This window comes from Pseudomonas sp. Pse1 (assembly GCF_024519635.1).
Lineage (GTDB): Bacteria > Pseudomonadota > Gammaproteobacteria > Pseudomonadales > Pseudomonadaceae > Aquipseudomonas.
Map to the genome: position 1 here is coordinate 208,557 of NZ_JALJRO010000002.1, position 15,106 is coordinate 223,662.

Here is a 15,106-nt window from a genome sequence, read left to right on the forward strand (position 1 = left end):
TCGTATGCACGCTTTGCAAGCCAAAATCCTCGACCCACGCATCGGCCGCGAATTCCCGCTGCCCCAGTACGCCACCCCTGGCTCCGCCGGCCTTGACCTGCGGGCCATGCTGGACCAGGACACGGTGATCAAACCGGGTGAAACCCTGCTGATCCCCACCGGCCTGTCGGTGTACATCGGCGATCCGGGCCTGGCGGCACTGATCCTTCCGCGTTCGGGCCTGGGCCACAAACACGGCATCGTACTGGGCAACCTGGTTGGCCTGATCGACTCCGACTACCAGGGCCCGCTGATGGTGTCCTGCTGGAACCGTGGCCAGACTGATTTCACCATGACCGTCGGCGAGCGCCTGGCGCAGCTGGTGTTGGTGCCGGTTGTGCAAGCGCACTTCGAAATGGTTGAGGAATTCGTTGAAACCGAGCGCGGCGCTGGCGGTTTCGGCCACTCCGGGACCCAGTAACCGGGAAAAACCCGTCATGGCGAGCAGGCATTCCTCGCCATGAATTTCAGATTGTCATCTGCAAGGTTTAGCGCCGGAATTCAAGGCATTGGCGAGCCAAAGCCACGCCAGACAAGGCGTCATGGCCCTTTCATACCACGAACTCTGGGTGGAAAACGCCGTCATACCCTTCAGTTTGAGCCTGCCGTCGAATTGAATCGCCGGCGTGTCCCGCCACTTTCGAGATGGAGCATTTGTGCAGATGAGCAGCCCCGCCCCTGTCGCCCCGACGCTACCCGACAGCATCTTCCGCGCCTACGACATTCGCGGCACGGTGCCTGAATTCCTCAATGCCGAAACCGCCTACTGGATCGGCCGCGCCATCGGCTCGCAGAGCCTGGCCCAAGGCGAGCCGAACATTTCCGTCGGCCGTGATGGTCGTTTGTCCGGCCCCGAGCTGGTTGCCGAACTGATCCGCGGCATCGCTGAAAGCGGTTGCCATGTCAGCGACGTCGGCCTCGTGCCGACACCCGCGCTGTACTACGCCGCCAACGTGCTGGCTGGCAAGTCCGGGGTGATGCTCACTGGCAGCCACAACCCGTCGAACTACAACGGTTTCAAGATCGTCATTGCCGGCGACACCTTGGCCAATGAGCAAATCCAGGCGCTGCACGAGCGCCTGAAAACCAACAATCTGACCAGCGGTCAGGGCAGCGTGACACGGGTTGAAATCCTCGACCGCTATACCACTGAAGTCGTCCAGGACATCAAGCTGGACCGACGTCTGAAAGTGGTGGTCGATTGCGGTAACGGCGCCGCGGGCGTCATTGCCCCGCAATTGATCGAAGCGCTGAATTGCGAAGTCATTCCGTTGTTCTGCGAGGTCGACGGCAATTTCCCCAACCACCACCCGGACCCGGGTAAACCGGAAAACCTGGTCGATTTGATTGCCAAGGTCAAGGAAACCCAAGCTGACATCGGCTTGGCCTTCGACGGCGACGGCGACCGCGTCGGTGTGGTGACCAACACCGGGACCATCGTCTTCCCTGATCGTCTGCTGATGCTGTTTGCTCGCGACGTGCTGGCCCGCAATCCGGATGCGCAGATCATTTTCGACGTCAAATGCACCCGCCGTCTGATCCCGCTGATCAAGGAATATGGCGGCCAGTCGCTGATGTGGAAGACCGGTCACTCGCTGATCAAAAAGAAAATGAAGCAGTCCGGCGCTTTGCTGGCCGGCGAAATGAGCGGCCATATCTTCTTCAAGGAGCGTTGGTTCGGTTTCGACGACGGCATCTACAGCGCCGCACGCCTGCTGGAAATCCTCAGCCAGGAAAAATCCAGTGCTGAAGAGCTGTTCGCGACCTTCCCGAACGATATTTCCACGCCGGAAATCAATATCCATGTGACCGAAGAGAGCAAATTCAGCATCATTGATGCACTGCACGACGCCCAGTGGGGCGACGGTGCCGACCTGACCACCATTGACGGTGTGCGAGTCGACTATGCCAAAGGCTGGGGCCTGGTACGCGCCTCCAACACCACACCGGTGCTGGTACTGCGCTTCGAGGCCGATGACGAGGCTGAATTGCAGCGCATCAAGGATGTGTTCCACACCCAACTGAAGCGTGTTGCACCTGATCTCCAACTACCGTTCTGATTCACCCGGAGCCCTGAATGACCCTCGAACGCGAAGCCGCCGCCCACACCGCCCAGGTCCTGTCCGAAGCGTTGCCCTACATCCGACGTTATGTCGGCAAGACCCTGGTGATCAAATACGGCGGCAACGCGATGGAAAGCGAGGAGCTGAAAACCGGCTTCGCCCGCGACATCGTCTTGATGAAAGCCGTGGGTATCAACCCGGTGGTCGTTCACGGCGGCGGCCCGCAGATCGGTGATCTGCTCAAGCGCCTGTCGATTGAAAGCCACTTTGTCGACGGCATGCGCGTCACCGATGCTGCGACCATGGACGTCGTAGAAATGGTCCTCGGCGGCCAGGTCAACAAGAGCATCGTCAACCTGATCAACAGCCACGGTGGCAGCGCCATTGGCCTGACCGGCAAAGACGCCGGGCTGATTCGTGCGAAGAAGCTCACCGTGACGCGCCAGACCCCGGAGATGACCCAACCGGAAATTATCGACATCGGTCAGGTAGGCGAAGTGACGGGCATCAACACCGAACTGCTGAACCTGTTGGTCAAGGGCAACTTCATTCCGGTGATCGCGCCAATCGGCGTAGGTGACAATGGCGAGTCTTACAACATCAACGCCGACCTGGTGGCCGGCAAGGTGGCCGAAGCGCTGAAAGCCGAGAAGCTGATGCTGCTGACCAACATCGCCGGCCTGATGGACAAGTCCGGGCAAGTCCTGACCGGCCTGACCACCCAGCAAGTTGACGAACTGATCGCCGACGGCACCATTTACGGCGGCATGCTGCCGAAGATCCGTTGCGCACTCGAAGCGGTGCAGGGCGGCGTGGGTAGCTCGCTGATCATCGACGGTCGCGTGCCGAATGCGATCCTGCTGGAAATCTTCACCGACACCGGTGTCGGCACCCTGATCAGCAATCGCAAGCGTCCGTAAGCAACAGCGCAGACAAAAAGACCCCGCTCAGCCTGGCTAAGCGGGGTCTTTTTTATTCAGCGAACAACCTGTGGGAGCGGGCTTGCCCGCCCCCACACAGATTTATGGTCAAACGCCGAACTGTGCGCGGTACGCTTCCACGGCTGGCAGATGCTGCTTGAGCTGCGGATCGTCTGCAAGGAATTCCAGCACCTGGTTCAGCGAAACGATGCTGATCACCGGAATCCCGAAATCGCGCTCCACTTCCTGGATCGCCGACAATTCACCATTGCCGCGCTCCTGGCGGTTCAGCGCAATCAACACGCCGGCGGCCTTGGCACCGTCCTGGGAAGCAATGATCTGCATCACTTCACGGATTGCCGTGCCCGCCGTGATCACGTCGTCGATGATCAACACTTCACCGGTCAACGGCGCGCCCACCAGGCTGCCGCCCTCGCCGTGGGCCTTGGCTTCCTTGCGGTTGAAGCACCAAGGCAGATCACGATCGTGATGCTCGGCCAGCGCCACCGCAGTGGTGGCCGCCAAAGGAATGCCCTTGTAGGCCGGGCCAAACAGAACATCAAAGGAAATACCGCTCTCGGCGATGGCCGCGGCGTAGAAACGCCCCAGCTGCGCCAGCGCCGAACCCGAGTTGAACAGGCCAGCATTGAAGAAGTAAGGACTGGTACGCCCGGACTTCAGGGTGAACTCACCGAAGCGCAAAACGCCGCGATCGATGGCAAAACGAATGAAATCGCGTTGATACGCTTGCATGCAAAAAACCCCAAATACCACGGATTTAGCTAATTAGCTTGACGCCGTGTATCATACACGCACGCGATTTTTGGGGCCATTTATGCGGATCATCAGTGTGAACGTCAATGGTATTCAGGCGGCAGTCGAGCGCGGTTTGCTCAGTTGGCTGCAAGCCCAGAATGCCGACGTCATCTGCTTGCAGGACACCCGCGCCTCCGCCTTTGAACTGGACGATCCAGCCTTCCAACTGGACGGCTACTTCCTTTATGCCTGCGATGCCGAAGTTCCCGCCCAAGGCGGTGTGGCTTTGTATTCGCGGCTGCAACCGAAGGCGGTCATCAGCGGTCTCGGTTTCGAGACGGCAGACCGCTACGGGCGCTACCTGCAAGCCGATTTCGACAAGGTCAGCATCGCGACCTTGCTGCTCCCTTCGGGGCAGAACGGCGATGAAGACTTGAACCAGAAGTTCAAGCTAATGGACGATTTCGCCCGTTATCTCGATAAACAGCGGCGCAAGCGGCGCGAGTACATCTACTGTGGCTCGCTGTACGTGGCGCAACAGAAGCTGGATATCAAGAACTGGCGAGACAGCCAGCAATCCCCGGGCTTCCTGGCGCCTGAGCGTGCCTGGATGGACGAGATTGTCGGTAACATGGGTTACGTCGACGCCCTGCGCGAAGTCAGCCGTGAAGGCGATCAGTACAGCTGGTGGCCGGACAACGAACAGGCTGAGATGCTCAATCTGGGCTGGCGTTTCGACTATCAGTTGCTGACCCCGGGCCTGCGTCGCTTTGTGCGCAGCGCACGCCTGCCACGTCAACCGCGGTTCTCGCAACACGCGCCGTTGATCGTGGACTATGACTGGACGCTGACGATCTAAGCAGCCGATCACTGACGGTCTAAAAGACGATCACGAAAATGCCCGTATCGCAGGATACGGGCATTTTTTTGCGCTTTACCCAAGTGTTTCCCGCGCGCCACACTTCAAGCTGCGGTAAAAAACGGCAACGCCAGATACAACTTGATCACGATGACATTGACAATGTCGATGAAGAAAGCGCCGACCATTGGCACCACCAGGAACGCTATCTGCGAAGGGCCGTAACGTTGCGTTACCGCTTGCATGTTAGCGATGGCCGTTGGCGTGGCACCCAGACCGAAACCGCAATGCCCTGCCGACAATACCGCCGCATCATAATTACTGCCCATGATCCTGAACGTCACAAAAATGGCGAACAGTGCCATGACCAGCGTTTGCACAGCCAGAATGATAAATATCGGCAATGCCAATGCAGCCAGGTCCCACAGTTTAAGTGACATAAGTGCAATCGCCAGGAACAGCGACAAACTGACATTTCCCAGCACAGAAACTTCACGCTCAAATACCTGATACATGCCAAGCGCTGAAAGTCCGTTTCTTAAAAGCACGCCGACAAACAAAACACACACAAAGGTCGGTAACTCAAACGCAGTTCCCAGCAGCAGGCCATTGAGCAGAGTACCCGCCAAAAGACTGACCGCAATCAGAGCCAGGGTTTCGATAAACGAAAATGGCGTAATTGCACGCTCCTTGTTTGGCTGCTCAAAGCCTTTTGGACACTGCGGCTTTCCATGGTCTAGACCCGGAGTTTTGACGCGACCAATGAGCAGGCGCGCAACAGGACCACCAATCAAGCCGCCCAGCACCAAGCCAAAGGTCGCGGATGCCATCGCCAGTTCAGAGGCGGAGGCCAGGCCGTACTTTTCACTGAAGGTCGCCCCCCACGCAGCGCCGGTACCATGGCCGCCTGCCAATGTAATAGAGCCTGTCAGCAGGCCCATCAACGGATCGAGCCCCAGCGCCTTGGCAAGTCCGATACCCATGGCATTTTGTACAACCAGAAGCCCGGTAACCGCCAGCAGGAAGATCCCCACCACCCGGCCACCTTTCTTCAAACTCGCGAAGTCGGCACTCAAGCCAATGGTGGCAAAAAACGCCAGCATCAACGGCGTTTGCAGCGAAGTATCAAATCGAACTTCGATATCCAGTACACGCAAGATCAAAAGAAATAGAGCAACTACCAGTCCGCCTGCTACAGGTTCAGGAATATTGTAAGTGCGCAGAAATCCGAAACGGGCAACGAGACCACGCCCTAATAACAGCACTAAAGAAGCGGCGACAAGCGTCCCATAAAAATCGAGCTGAAGCATTTGTAAGTTCTTTATCATATATCCAGAGGCGAACTGTTTACCTGGACACGCCTCTTGAACAGGTTGATTCGTCTCAACACCGGCTAGCTTTTAATTCAACGACCGTCAATGGCCCGAATATATCGAAATATTTCTGAGCGAATATTACGTGGCGCAACTTTATCAATCGTCAAATCCAATTGCCAAGCTTACAAGGCATTGCAGCTTGTAACTGGATATTTGATATATCAGCCATTTATTGGAATGAGTTTTATTTACCTGGCCACCATCGAGCAATATGACAGAAGAACCCAACCGCAGAAAAACAAATGCCCCGACAGGTCGGGGCATTTTCTTTATCTGCAGTGGACCGCGCTTCCTTCAGCGGCAGCGCCCTGGCTTACTTGATCAACCGCCAGGTGAACGGATACCGATAAGGCACCCCTTCATTGGCTTTCACCCCGGCAATGATCGTCAGTACTAACGCACCGATGGCCACTAGGCCGAACAGGAAAAAGCCGATTACCACTACCATCAACAGCAGGCAGATGGCCGAAGCGATGGCCACGCTGATCTGGAAATTCAGTGCCTCTTTGCCCTGATCGTCGATGAATGGGTCAGTTTCCCGCTTCATCTGCCACAGAATCAGCGGCCCGATCAGAGAACCAAAGGGTACCCAGATCCCCAGCAAGGCCGAGAGATGGCAGAACATCGCCCACTGGCGAACCTGACGGCTCGGCACGGGCAGTGGAAGTTGCTCATCACTCATGACGCTCTCCTTGCCGGCAACGGGATCTATCAGTCCGCCAGCGCGGCTTGTTGCAGGGCGAAGATTTCGCCCATGCCTTTCTTCGCCAACTCGAGCATCGCGGTCAGCTCTTCCGGCTGGAACGGCGCGCCTTCGGCAGTGCCCTGGACTTCGATGAAGCCACCAGTGCTGGTCATCACCACGTTCAGGTCGGTCTCGGCAGCGGAGTCTTCGAGGTAGTCGAGGTCCAATACCGGCTCGCCCTGGTACATGCCGACCGAAACCGCGGCAATCATTTGCTTGAGTGGATCGCCGCCCTTCAGGCCGCCGCGCTTCTTGATCACTTTCAGTGCATCGACCAGGGCCACCATGGCGCCGGTGATCGAGGCAGTACGGGTACCGCCGTCAGCTTGGATGACATCGCAATCGACGTACAGGGTCACATCGCCCAGTTTGGACATGTCCAGCGCGGCGCGCAGGGAGCGGCCGATCAGGCGCTGGATTTCCAGGGTGCGACCGCCTTGCTTGCCGCGGCTCGCTTCACGCTGGTTACGCTCGCCGGTGGCGCGCGGCAGCATGCCGTACTCAGCGGTCAACCACCCTTGGCCCTGGCCCTTGAGGAAACGCGGCACGCCGTTCTCGACGCTGACGGTGCAGATCACCTTGGTGTCACCGAACTCGACCAGTACAGATCCCTCGGCGTGTTTGGTGTAGTTGCGGGTGATGCGGATCGAGCGGAGCTGATCGGCAACGCGACCACTTGGACGTTTCATAGAGGAACACCTGTACAGAGGACGGAAAACTACCGGGCATTATAGGTCGCCCGCGCCCGCCTGGGCACTTCTAAAAAAAACCGGCGACGAGCGAAGGCTCTACAACGCATGCCGCAACGCACTGTCGGGCTTTGACACGCGTCCGGTTTGGGAGCATCCACTGCACTGCGCTACAATCCTGCGCCTTTACAGCCTGTGGGCTTTAATTCATTCAATCAGGAGCGTCGAACCTCATGGTTTGGCGCCGACCTGTATCGCGAGGTACCTCCATGGTGCACAGCATGACCGCCTTCGCCCGCGTCGAAAAAGCCGGCAGCCAGGGCACCCTGAGCTGGGAGCTGCGCTCGGTCAACAGCCGCTACCTCGAGCCGCACCTGCGCCTGCCGGAGTCATTCCGCGACCTCGAAGGCAATGTGCGCGAGGCGCTGCGCCAGGGCCTGTCGCGCGGCAAGCTGGAGTGCACACTGCGCTTTACCGAAGAAAGCACCGGCAAGACGCTGCAGATTGACCAGGCACGCGCTGCGCAACTGATTGCCGCCGCCGAGACGGTCGCCAGCCTGATCACCAATCCCGCCGCCCTCAACCCGCTGGAGGTGCTGGCGTGGCCTGGCGTTCTGGTGGGCGATGCGACTGACCCGCAAGCCTTGAATGCCGAGGCGCTGGCGCTGTTCAACCAGGGCCTGAAAGAACTCAAGGCCGGCCGTGAGCGCGAAGGTGCGGAACTGGCACGCCTGATCAACGAGCGCCTGACCTCGATTGAACAAGACGTCGTGACCCTGCGGGAACTGGTGCCACAAATGCTCGCCACCCAGCGCCAGAAAGTCCTCGACCGCTTTGCCGACATGCAGGCCGAGCTCGATCCGCAGCGTCTCGAGCAGGAAATGGTGATGCTCGCGCAAAAGAGCGACGTCGCCGAAGAACTGGACCGCCTGAGTACCCATATCATTGAAGTCCGCCGCGTACTCAAGTCCGGTGGCGCCGCCGGCCGACGCCTGGATTTCCTGATGCAGGAACTCAACCGCGAAGCCAACACCCTGGGCTCCAAGGCCTTCGACCCGCGCAGCACCCAGGCGGCAGTCAACCTCAAAGTGTTGATTGAGCAAATGCGCGAACAAGTGCAGAACATAGAGTAAGGCTACCCCGACATGACCCACAGCACCGGCACCCTGTACATCATTTCCGCACCTTCGGGCGCGGGCAAAAGCAGTCTGGTCAAGGCCCTGACCGACGCCGACCAGGAGATTCGCGTTTCCGTTTCCCACACCACCCGCGCCATGCGCCCCGGTGAAGTGAACGGCGTGAACTATCACTTCGTCGAGCGCAGCGAGTTCGTCAAGATGATCGAGCATGGCGACTTTCTCGAGCGCGCCGAAGTGTTCGGCAATCTCTACGGCACGTCGCAAAGCCACCTGCAGCAGACGCTGGATGAAGGCCACGACCTAATCCTGGAAATCGACTGGCAGGGCGCCGAACAGGTGCGCAAACTAATGCCCCAGGCCCGCTCGATCTTCATTTTGCCGCCGTCACTGCAGGCCTTGCACCAGCGCCTGACCAACCGCGGCCAGGACAGCGACGAGATCATCGATGGCCGCATGCGCGAAGCGGTCAGCGAGATGAGCCACTACGTCGACTACGACTACCTGATCATCAACGACGACTTTGCCCACGCCCTGCACGACCTGAAAGCGATTTTCCGCGCCAATCAGTTGCATCAAAAACGCCAGCAGCAGCGTCACGGCAAATTATTGGCCGAACTGCTGGGTTGAAACAGCACTTCCCAAAACAGCTGCAAGGGCTTTACATTGGTACTTGCAGCGCGTTGAAGGGCTTGGTTAAAAAATCAGCGCTTCCCTAATCGCTGGTGATTTTTTAAACTGTTGAGTCCGCTCGCCCAACCGGGCAGCGCGCATATTGCATTCGCTCCGAGGAATACCATGGCCCGCGTAACCGTTGAAGACTGCCTAGAACACGTGGAAAACCGCTTTGAGCTGGTCATGCTCTCTACCAAGCGTGCCCGTCAACTGGCCACCGGCGGCAAAGAGCCACTGGTCCAGTGGGAAAACGACAAGCCTACCGTAGTCGCCTTGCGCGAAATCGCCGAAGGCCTGATGAGCTACGAGTTCATCGCCAATGCTGAAATCGTCGAAGACGAACCGCTGTTCGCAGCGTTCGAGGACGAGTCCAACGAGGCCGTCTAAGCCTATGCCTGGTCGACGTAGCACGGCGCGGGATCACAGCTTGTGGCAGGAGACATCATGCCCAGCATAGACGCCCTCGCCGATCGCTTATCGACCTACCTCGGCAATGACCAGGTCAATCTGGTCCGCCGAGCGTACTTCTACGCCGAACAAGCCCACGACGGCCAACGCCGCCGTAGCGGCGAGGCGTACGTCACGCATCCTCTTGCCGTGGCCAATATTCTTGCCGACATGCACATGGACCATCAGAGCCTGATGGCCGCGATGCTGCATGACGTGATCGAAGACACCGGGATCGCCAAGGAAGCGCTGCAAGCGCAGTTCGGCGAAACCGTGGCCGAATTGGTCGATGGGGTCAGCAAACTGACCCAGATGAACTTCGAGACCAAGGCCGAAGCCCAGGCCGAAAACTTCCAGAAAATGGCCATGGCCATGGCTCGCGACATTCGCGTGATCCTGGTCAAGCTGGCCGACCGCCTGCACAACATGCGCACCCTGGAAGTACTGTCCGGTGAAAAGCGCCGACGCATCGCCAAGGAAACCCTGGAAATCTATGCCCCCATTGCCAACCGGCTGGGCATGCACGCCATCCGCATAGAATTCGAAGACCTCGGTTTCAAGGCCATGCACCCGATGCGCTCCGCGCGGATCAATCAGGCGGTCAAACGCGCCCGGGGCAACCGCAAAGAAATCGTCAACAAGATCGAAGAGTCCCTGGGCCATTGCCTGGCGATCGACGGCATCCAGGGCGAAGTCAGCGGTCGGCAGAAACACCTGTACGGCATCTACAAGAAAATGCGCGGCAAGCGTCGGGCCTTCAACGAGATCATGGACGTGTATGCGTTCCGGATCATCGTCGACAAGGTCGACACCTGCTACCGCGTGCTGGGTGCCGTGCACAACCTGTACAAGCCTTTGCCAGGACGCTTCAAAGATTACATCGCAATCCCCAAGGCCAACGGCTACCAGTCGCTGCACACCACGCTCTTCGGCATGCATGGCGTACCGATCGAAATCCAGATCCGCACCCGTGAAATGGAAGAGATGGCCAACAATGGCATCGCCGCGCACTGGCTGTACAAGTCCAGTGGCGACGAGCAGCCAAAAGGCACCCACGCCCGCGCCCGTCAGTGGGTCAAGGGCGTGCTGGAAATGCAGCAGCGTGCCGGCAACTCGCTGGAATTCATCGAAAGCGTGAAGATCGACCTGTTCCCGGACGAGGTCTACGTGTTCACGCCCAAAGGCCGGATCATGGAGCTGCCCAAAGGCTCCACGGCGGTCGACTTCGCCTACGCGGTGCACACCGATGTGGGCAATAGCTGTATTGCCTGCCGGATCAATCGCCGTCTCGCGCCGTTGTCCGAACCGCTGCAGAGTGGTTCCACCGTCGAGATCGTCAGCGCTCCCGGGGCACGACCGAACCCGGCCTGGCTCAATTTTGTGGTCACCGGCAAGGCCCGCACACACATTCGCCATGCCCTGAAACTGCAGCGCCGCTCCGAGTCCATCAGCCTTGGCGAACGCCTGCTGAACAAGGTTCTCAACGGTTTCGACAGTTCGCTGGAGCAAATCCCGGCCGAACGCATCAAGGCGATGCTTGCCGAGTACCGCCTGGAGCTGATCGAAGACCTGCTGGAGGACATTGGCCTGGGCAACCGCATGGCCTATGTCGTGGCGCGCCGCCTGCTTGGCGAAGGCGAACAACTGCCAAGCCCCGAGGGCCCGCTGGCGATCCGCGGCACCGAAGGCCTGGTGCTCAGTTATGCCAAATGCTGCACGCCGATCCCGGGCGACCCGATTGTCGGCCACCTGTCCGCAGGCAAAGGCATGGTCGTGCACCTGGACAACTGCCGCAATATCAGCGAAATCCGCCACAACCCGGAAAAATGCATCCAGCTCTCGTGGGCCAAGGATGTCACCGGCGAATTCAATGTCGAGTTGCGCGTCGAGCTGGAGCACCAGCGCGGTTTGATCGCGTTGCTGGCCAGCAGCGTCAACGCCGCCGACGGCAATATCGAGAAAATCAGCATGGACGAGCGCGATGGTCGCATCAGCGTGGTTCAACTGGTGGTCAGCGTGCACGACCGCGTACACCTGGCCCGCGTGATCAAGAAACTGCGCGCCCTGACCGGGGTGATCCGCATCACCCGCATGCGTGCCTAAGCCATTTATTACAAGGAGTCATATATGACCAAGACCGTTATCACCAGCGACAAGGCCCCGGCTGCCATCGGCACCTACTCCCAGGCAATCAAGGCTGGCAACACCGTCTACATGTCCGGTCAGATCCCGCTCGATCCAAAAACCATGGAACTGGTCGAAGGCTTTGAAGCCCAGACCGTTCAGGTATTCGAGAACCTCAAGGCCGTTGCCGAAGCCGCTGGCGGCTCGTTCAAGGACATCGTCAAACTGAACATCTTCCTCACCGACCTGAGCCACTTCGCCAAGGTCAACGAGATCATGGGCAAGTACTTCGACCAGCCTTACCCTGCCCGCGCCGCCATCGGTGTGGCTGCCCTGCCGAAGGGCTCCCAGGTAGAAATGGACGCCATTCTGGTCATCGAGTAACACGCCCGGCGCAACCTCCACGGTTGCGCCAGCTCCGCCCCCAAAGGATTTCCTCATGCGCAAAGCGCTAGCTCTCTCATTGCTTGCGGTGTTTCTGGGCGGCTGTGCCAGTGACCCTGCAGACCGCGACATCAGCGGCACCTGGATCAACCAGGCGGCAATCGATGCGGCCGCCAAGGGCGTTCCACTGCGTGAAGCACTGCAAGCCAACGGCCCGAACCTGGAATGGGACGTCAATACCAGGGCCAGTCAGGCGCGCTACACCAACGGTTTTGAGAATGTCGAAGGCAAGGTCCTGGGCGAGCAATCCGGCGCCTGGAAGATCGAGATCTATGGCAGCTCCGGCACCGAATTGAAACGTGACGGCAAGCAACTGCAACAGGTGGCCAACGACAACGAGCCAGAGCAGCTGTTTGACCGCCCCAAAGACGTCGTTCCGGAAGGCGCGCCGCTGGGTGCCAGCTTCGAGCGCGCCCTGTACGCCGCGTACCTGGGTGGCAGCTGGAAGATCGTCGACGGCCAGGGCCAGGGCAACACTGTGCAGTTCCAGGCTGATGGCGCCGTCCAGGGCTTGCCTGGAGCCGATCGCTACGCCCTGTGCCTGGCAGGCGACTGCGCCTCAATGAGCGGCGGCAACGACACCATTTGGCTGCAACTCAACGGCCAGGGCAATCCGTGGATCTTTACCCGCAAGGGTAACGACCTGGAGATCTTCCAGGCAGTGAACCGGGCGCAGGCCGACGAAGTACCGTCGTTCGCCCCGGGCAATCGTCAATGGACACTGGAAAAGCAGTGATCCTCGCCGCAGCAGGAGCGAGTGTGCTCGCTCCTGTCATTCACTGAGGCCGATCTGCCAATATCGCCGCATAGCCCTCACGGAAGCTCGGATACCTGGGCTCCCAGCCCAACGCCTTGATCCGCGCATTACTGCAGCGCTTGCTGCCCGTACGACGCACGCTGGAATCTTCCGCCCATTCGGTAACGCCCAGATACTCGCGTAGCCAGGCCACGACCTCTGCCAGGGGGGCCGGCGCATCGTCGACACCGATATAGCAATCTTCCAGCTTGCGCCCGTGCTGATTGGCCTCAAGCAGAAAGGCCAGCAAGCCAGCAGCGTCATCGGCATGAATACGATTGCCATACAACGGCGGATCGACCGCCACCCGATAGCCTCTGCGCACCTGAGTCAGCAACCACTCGCGCCCCGGACCATAAATACCGGTCAAACGCACCACGCTGGCCGGAATCCCACTGCCGAGTGCCACTTGCTCGGCCTCGCGCATGATGCGCCCGGAGTACGCCAACGGCTGGGCTGGCGAACTCTCATCGATCCATGAACCATCCTTTTGCTCATAGACGCTGCTGCTGGAGACGAACAACAAGCGCTCCGGCACCTGACCGTAATCCTCGAGCCAACCCAGCACATGGCGCAGGCCCTGAATATAAGCCGCACGGTAGCCGGCCTCATCGTGATCGGTGGCGGCAGCGCAATACACCAGGTAATCCACCGCACCCACGGGCCAGTTTTCTGGACAGTCCTCGCTGAACAAATCACCAGCGACGCCGATCACCCCTGCGGGCAAGCGCGCGACGTTGCGGCGCAAACCGTAGACCTGCCAGCCTTTTGCCAGCATTTGCTCGGCCAAACGGCTGCCGACATCGCCACAACCAGCGATCAAAACAGTAGGCGCTGACATCGAAAATCCTCTCAAACAAAGGCACAGACTAGCGCCAGCAATAGACGAGCGGCTAGCAATGGAAGAAAAAAAGAGACGCTATTACTTCTGTTAACAAGAATTAATTGCAATAATGCCCGCCACTTTGTTCTCGGCCCCACGAGGCCTGGAAGGACATTAACCCTCTTTTTCTCTCAGGTCCGGCCAGCATGACACGCAATCCACTCTCCGCTTCGCCTACCACGCCCGCTCGTCCACTTCGCGCTTTGAGTGCTGCGGCCGCCCTGCTATTCAGCCTGTTGCTGGCGCCAACCGCTGCCTTTGCTGACGAGACAACCACGGCTGCTACACCCGCTGCTGCCACCGCGCCGGCTGCGGCCGACGCTGCCCACGGCAGTGCCGATCATGGCGTGCCTGCCGTGACGCCGGTGTCTGCCGATCCGGTCCAAACCATTGACGGCGTCGACGCCGACCAGCCGGAAGTGCTGGAAGCCGACAACACCCTGGGCATGGCTCACGACCTGTCGCCATGGGGCATGTACCAGAACGCAGACATCATCGTGAAAATCGTGATGATCGGCTTGGCAATTGCCTCGATCATCACCTGGACCATCTGGATTGCCAAAGGCTTCGAGCTGATGGCCGCCAAGCGCCGCCTGCGTACCGAGATCGCGCACCTGAAGAAGGCCACCACCCTCAAGGAAGCCAGCGCCACTGCAACCAAGCCTGGCACCCTGGCCAACCTGCTGGTCCATGACGCACTGGAAGAAATGCGCCTGTCGGCCAACAGCCGCGAAAAAGAAGGCATCAAGGAACGCGTCAGCTTCCGTCTGGAGCGCCTGGTCGCTGCCTGCGGTCGTAACATGAGCAACGGCACTGGCGTGCTGGCAACCATCGGTTCAACCGCGCCGTTTGTCGGCCTGTTCGGTACCGTGTGGGGCATCATGAACAGCTTCATCGGTATTGCCAAAACCCAGACCACCAACCTCGCCGTCGTTGCTCCCGGCATCGCTGAAGCCCTGCTGGCTACCGCACTGGGCCTGGTCGCAGCGATCCCTGCTGTGGTCATCTACAACGTTTTCGCACGCTCCATCGCTGGCTACAAGGCTCAGGTTTCCGACGCTTCGGCTGAAGTCCTGCTGCTGGTCAGCCGTGACCTCGATCACCTGCCAAGCGAGCGTTCCGCGCAACCGCACATGGTTAAAGTAGGGTAAGCG

General features: G+C 59.3%; 15 protein-coding genes and 1 pseudogene. 11 read left to right on the forward strand and 5 right to left on the reverse strand.

The genetic code is table 11. The features are described from left to right. The first annotated feature begins 4 nt into the window (after positions 1–4). From dut to argB, 3 genes and pseudogenes are all read left to right on the forward strand, one after another. Positions 5–460 (forward strand): dUTP diphosphatase, encoded by a 456-nt coding sequence (gene dut, locus NR126_RS03665; protein WP_027616818.1) that lies wholly within the window; start codon positions 5–7, stop codon positions 458–460. Positions 461–722: 262 nt separating this feature from the next. Further along, positions 723–2,099: pseudogene (locus tag NR126_RS03670) on the forward strand (phosphomannomutase/phosphoglucomutase); the annotation flags it as partial. Positions 2,100–2,116: 17 nt separating this feature from the next. Next, entirely contained in the window at positions 2,117–3,022 is a 906-nt protein-coding gene (gene argB / locus NR126_RS03675) for an acetylglutamate kinase (RefSeq protein ID WP_027616816.1), read from the forward strand. Positions 3,023–3,130: 108 nt separating this feature from the next. On the opposite strand, the gene pyrE is transcribed toward argB, so the two are convergent. Further along, positions 3,131–3,775, reverse strand: a complete 645-nt coding sequence (pyrE, locus tag NR126_RS03680; protein ID WP_027616815.1) for an orotate phosphoribosyltransferase — start codon at positions 3,773–3,775, stop codon at positions 3,131–3,133. A gap of 82 nt (positions 3,776–3,857) precedes the next feature. Here pyrE and NR126_RS03685 point away from each other — a divergent pair, with 82 nt between their 5' ends. After that, entirely contained in the window at positions 3,858–4,637 is a 780-nt protein-coding gene (locus NR126_RS03685; protein ID WP_003176915.1) for an exodeoxyribonuclease III, read from the forward strand. A gap of 104 nt (positions 4,638–4,741) precedes the next feature. Here the strand turns inward: NR126_RS03685 and gltS are convergent, their stop codons facing one another. The 3 genes from gltS to rph form a co-directional block, all read right to left on the reverse strand. Next, complete coding sequence (gltS, locus tag NR126_RS03690; RefSeq protein ID WP_105753568.1) at positions 4,742–5,947, reverse strand: sodium/glutamate symporter; 1,206 nt, start codon at positions 5,945–5,947, stop codon at positions 4,742–4,744. A gap of 379 nt (positions 5,948–6,326) precedes the next feature. Next, entirely contained in the window at positions 6,327–6,695 is a 369-nt protein-coding gene (locus tag NR126_RS03695; RefSeq protein WP_027616813.1) for a DUF4870 domain-containing protein, read from the reverse strand. Between the two features lie 29 nt (positions 6,696–6,724). Continuing rightward, a complete protein-coding gene (gene rph, locus NR126_RS03700; RefSeq protein WP_027616812.1) occupies positions 6,725–7,447 on the reverse strand; it encodes a ribonuclease PH in 723 nt (240 codons plus the stop codon). Positions 7,448–7,716: 269 nt separating this feature from the next. On the opposite strand from rph, the gene NR126_RS03705 reads away from it, so the two are divergent. From NR126_RS03705 to NR126_RS03730, 6 genes are all read left to right on the forward strand, one after another. Continuing rightward, positions 7,717–8,580, forward strand: coding sequence for a YicC/YloC family endoribonuclease (locus NR126_RS03705; protein WP_027616811.1), 864 nt, complete (start codon positions 7,717–7,719; stop codon positions 8,578–8,580). A gap of 12 nt (positions 8,581–8,592) precedes the next feature. Then, positions 8,593–9,213 carry a guanylate kinase gene (gene gmk / locus NR126_RS03710; protein WP_027616810.1) on the forward strand — a complete coding sequence of 207 codons (621 nt, stop codon included), beginning with the start codon at positions 8,593–8,595 and terminating at the stop codon, positions 9,211–9,213. Positions 9,214–9,381: 168 nt separating this feature from the next. Beyond that, positions 9,382–9,645, forward strand: coding sequence for a DNA-directed RNA polymerase subunit omega (gene rpoZ / locus NR126_RS03715; protein ID WP_003177259.1), 264 nt, complete (start codon positions 9,382–9,384; stop codon positions 9,643–9,645). 57 nt (positions 9,646–9,702) lie between these two features. Next, a complete protein-coding gene (gene spoT / locus NR126_RS03720) occupies positions 9,703–11,808 on the forward strand; it encodes a bifunctional GTP diphosphokinase/guanosine-3',5'-bis pyrophosphate 3'-pyrophosphohydrolase (protein ID WP_027616809.1) in 2,106 nt (701 codons plus the stop codon). Between the two features lie 24 nt (positions 11,809–11,832). Further along, positions 11,833–12,213: a RidA family protein gene (locus tag NR126_RS03725; RefSeq protein WP_003229509.1), complete on the forward strand. Its 381-nt coding sequence runs from the start codon at positions 11,833–11,835 to the stop codon at positions 12,211–12,213. 55 nt (positions 12,214–12,268) lie between these two features. Continuing rightward, on the forward strand, positions 12,269–13,009 hold the full coding sequence (locus NR126_RS03730) for a hypothetical protein (RefSeq protein WP_027616808.1): 741 nt from the start codon (positions 12,269–12,271) through the stop codon (positions 13,007–13,009). A gap of 40 nt (positions 13,010–13,049) precedes the next feature. On the opposite strand, the gene NR126_RS03735 is transcribed toward NR126_RS03730, so the two are convergent. Further along, a complete protein-coding gene (locus tag NR126_RS03735) occupies positions 13,050–13,910 on the reverse strand; it encodes an SDR family oxidoreductase (protein WP_256829689.1) in 861 nt (286 codons plus the stop codon). A 188-nt stretch (positions 13,911–14,098) separates the two neighbouring features. Here NR126_RS03735 and exbB point away from each other — a divergent pair, with 188 nt between their 5' ends. Next, positions 14,099–15,103, forward strand: a complete 1,005-nt coding sequence (gene exbB / locus NR126_RS03740; RefSeq protein ID WP_256829690.1) for a tonB-system energizer ExbB — start codon at positions 14,099–14,101, stop codon at positions 15,101–15,103. The last annotated feature ends 3 nt before the right edge of the window (positions 15,104–15,106 follow it).

What these genes read in the sequence shown, in the direction of transcription:
- dut (WP_027616818.1), top strand. Translation starts at nt 5, where the DNA reads ATGCACGCTTTGCAAGCCAAAATCCTCGACCCACGCATCGGCCGCGAA.
- argB (WP_027616816.1), top strand. Translation starts at nt 2,117, where the DNA reads ATGACCCTCGAACGCGAAGCCGCCGCCCACACCGCCCAGGTCCTGTCC.
- pyrE (WP_027616815.1), bottom strand. Translation starts at nt 3,775, where the DNA reads ATGCAAGCGTATCAACGCGATTTCATTCGTTTTGCCATCGATCGCGGC.
- NR126_RS03685 (WP_003176915.1), top strand. Translation starts at nt 3,858, where the DNA reads ATGCGGATCATCAGTGTGAACGTCAATGGTATTCAGGCGGCAGTCGAG.
- gltS (WP_105753568.1), bottom strand. Translation starts at nt 5,947, where the DNA reads ATGCTTCAGCTCGATTTTTATGGGACGCTTGTCGCCGCTTCTTTAGTG.
- NR126_RS03695 (WP_027616813.1), bottom strand. Translation starts at nt 6,695, where the DNA reads ATGAGTGATGAGCAACTTCCACTGCCCGTGCCGAGCCGTCAGGTTCGC.
- rph (WP_027616812.1), bottom strand. Translation starts at nt 7,447, where the DNA reads ATGAAACGTCCAAGTGGTCGCGTTGCCGATCAGCTCCGCTCGATCCGC.
- NR126_RS03705 (WP_027616811.1), top strand. Translation starts at nt 7,717, where the DNA reads ATGGTGCACAGCATGACCGCCTTCGCCCGCGTCGAAAAAGCCGGCAGC.
- gmk (WP_027616810.1), top strand. Translation starts at nt 8,593, where the DNA reads ATGACCCACAGCACCGGCACCCTGTACATCATTTCCGCACCTTCGGGC.
- rpoZ (WP_003177259.1), top strand. Translation starts at nt 9,382, where the DNA reads ATGGCCCGCGTAACCGTTGAAGACTGCCTAGAACACGTGGAAAACCGC.
- spoT (WP_027616809.1), top strand. Translation starts at nt 9,703, where the DNA reads ATGCCCAGCATAGACGCCCTCGCCGATCGCTTATCGACCTACCTCGGC.
- NR126_RS03725 (WP_003229509.1), top strand. Translation starts at nt 11,833, where the DNA reads ATGACCAAGACCGTTATCACCAGCGACAAGGCCCCGGCTGCCATCGGC.
- NR126_RS03730 (WP_027616808.1), top strand. Translation starts at nt 12,269, where the DNA reads ATGCGCAAAGCGCTAGCTCTCTCATTGCTTGCGGTGTTTCTGGGCGGC.
- NR126_RS03735 (WP_256829689.1), bottom strand. Translation starts at nt 13,910, where the DNA reads ATGTCAGCGCCTACTGTTTTGATCGCTGGTTGTGGCGATGTCGGCAGC.
- exbB (WP_256829690.1), top strand. Translation starts at nt 14,099, where the DNA reads ATGACACGCAATCCACTCTCCGCTTCGCCTACCACGCCCGCTCGTCCA.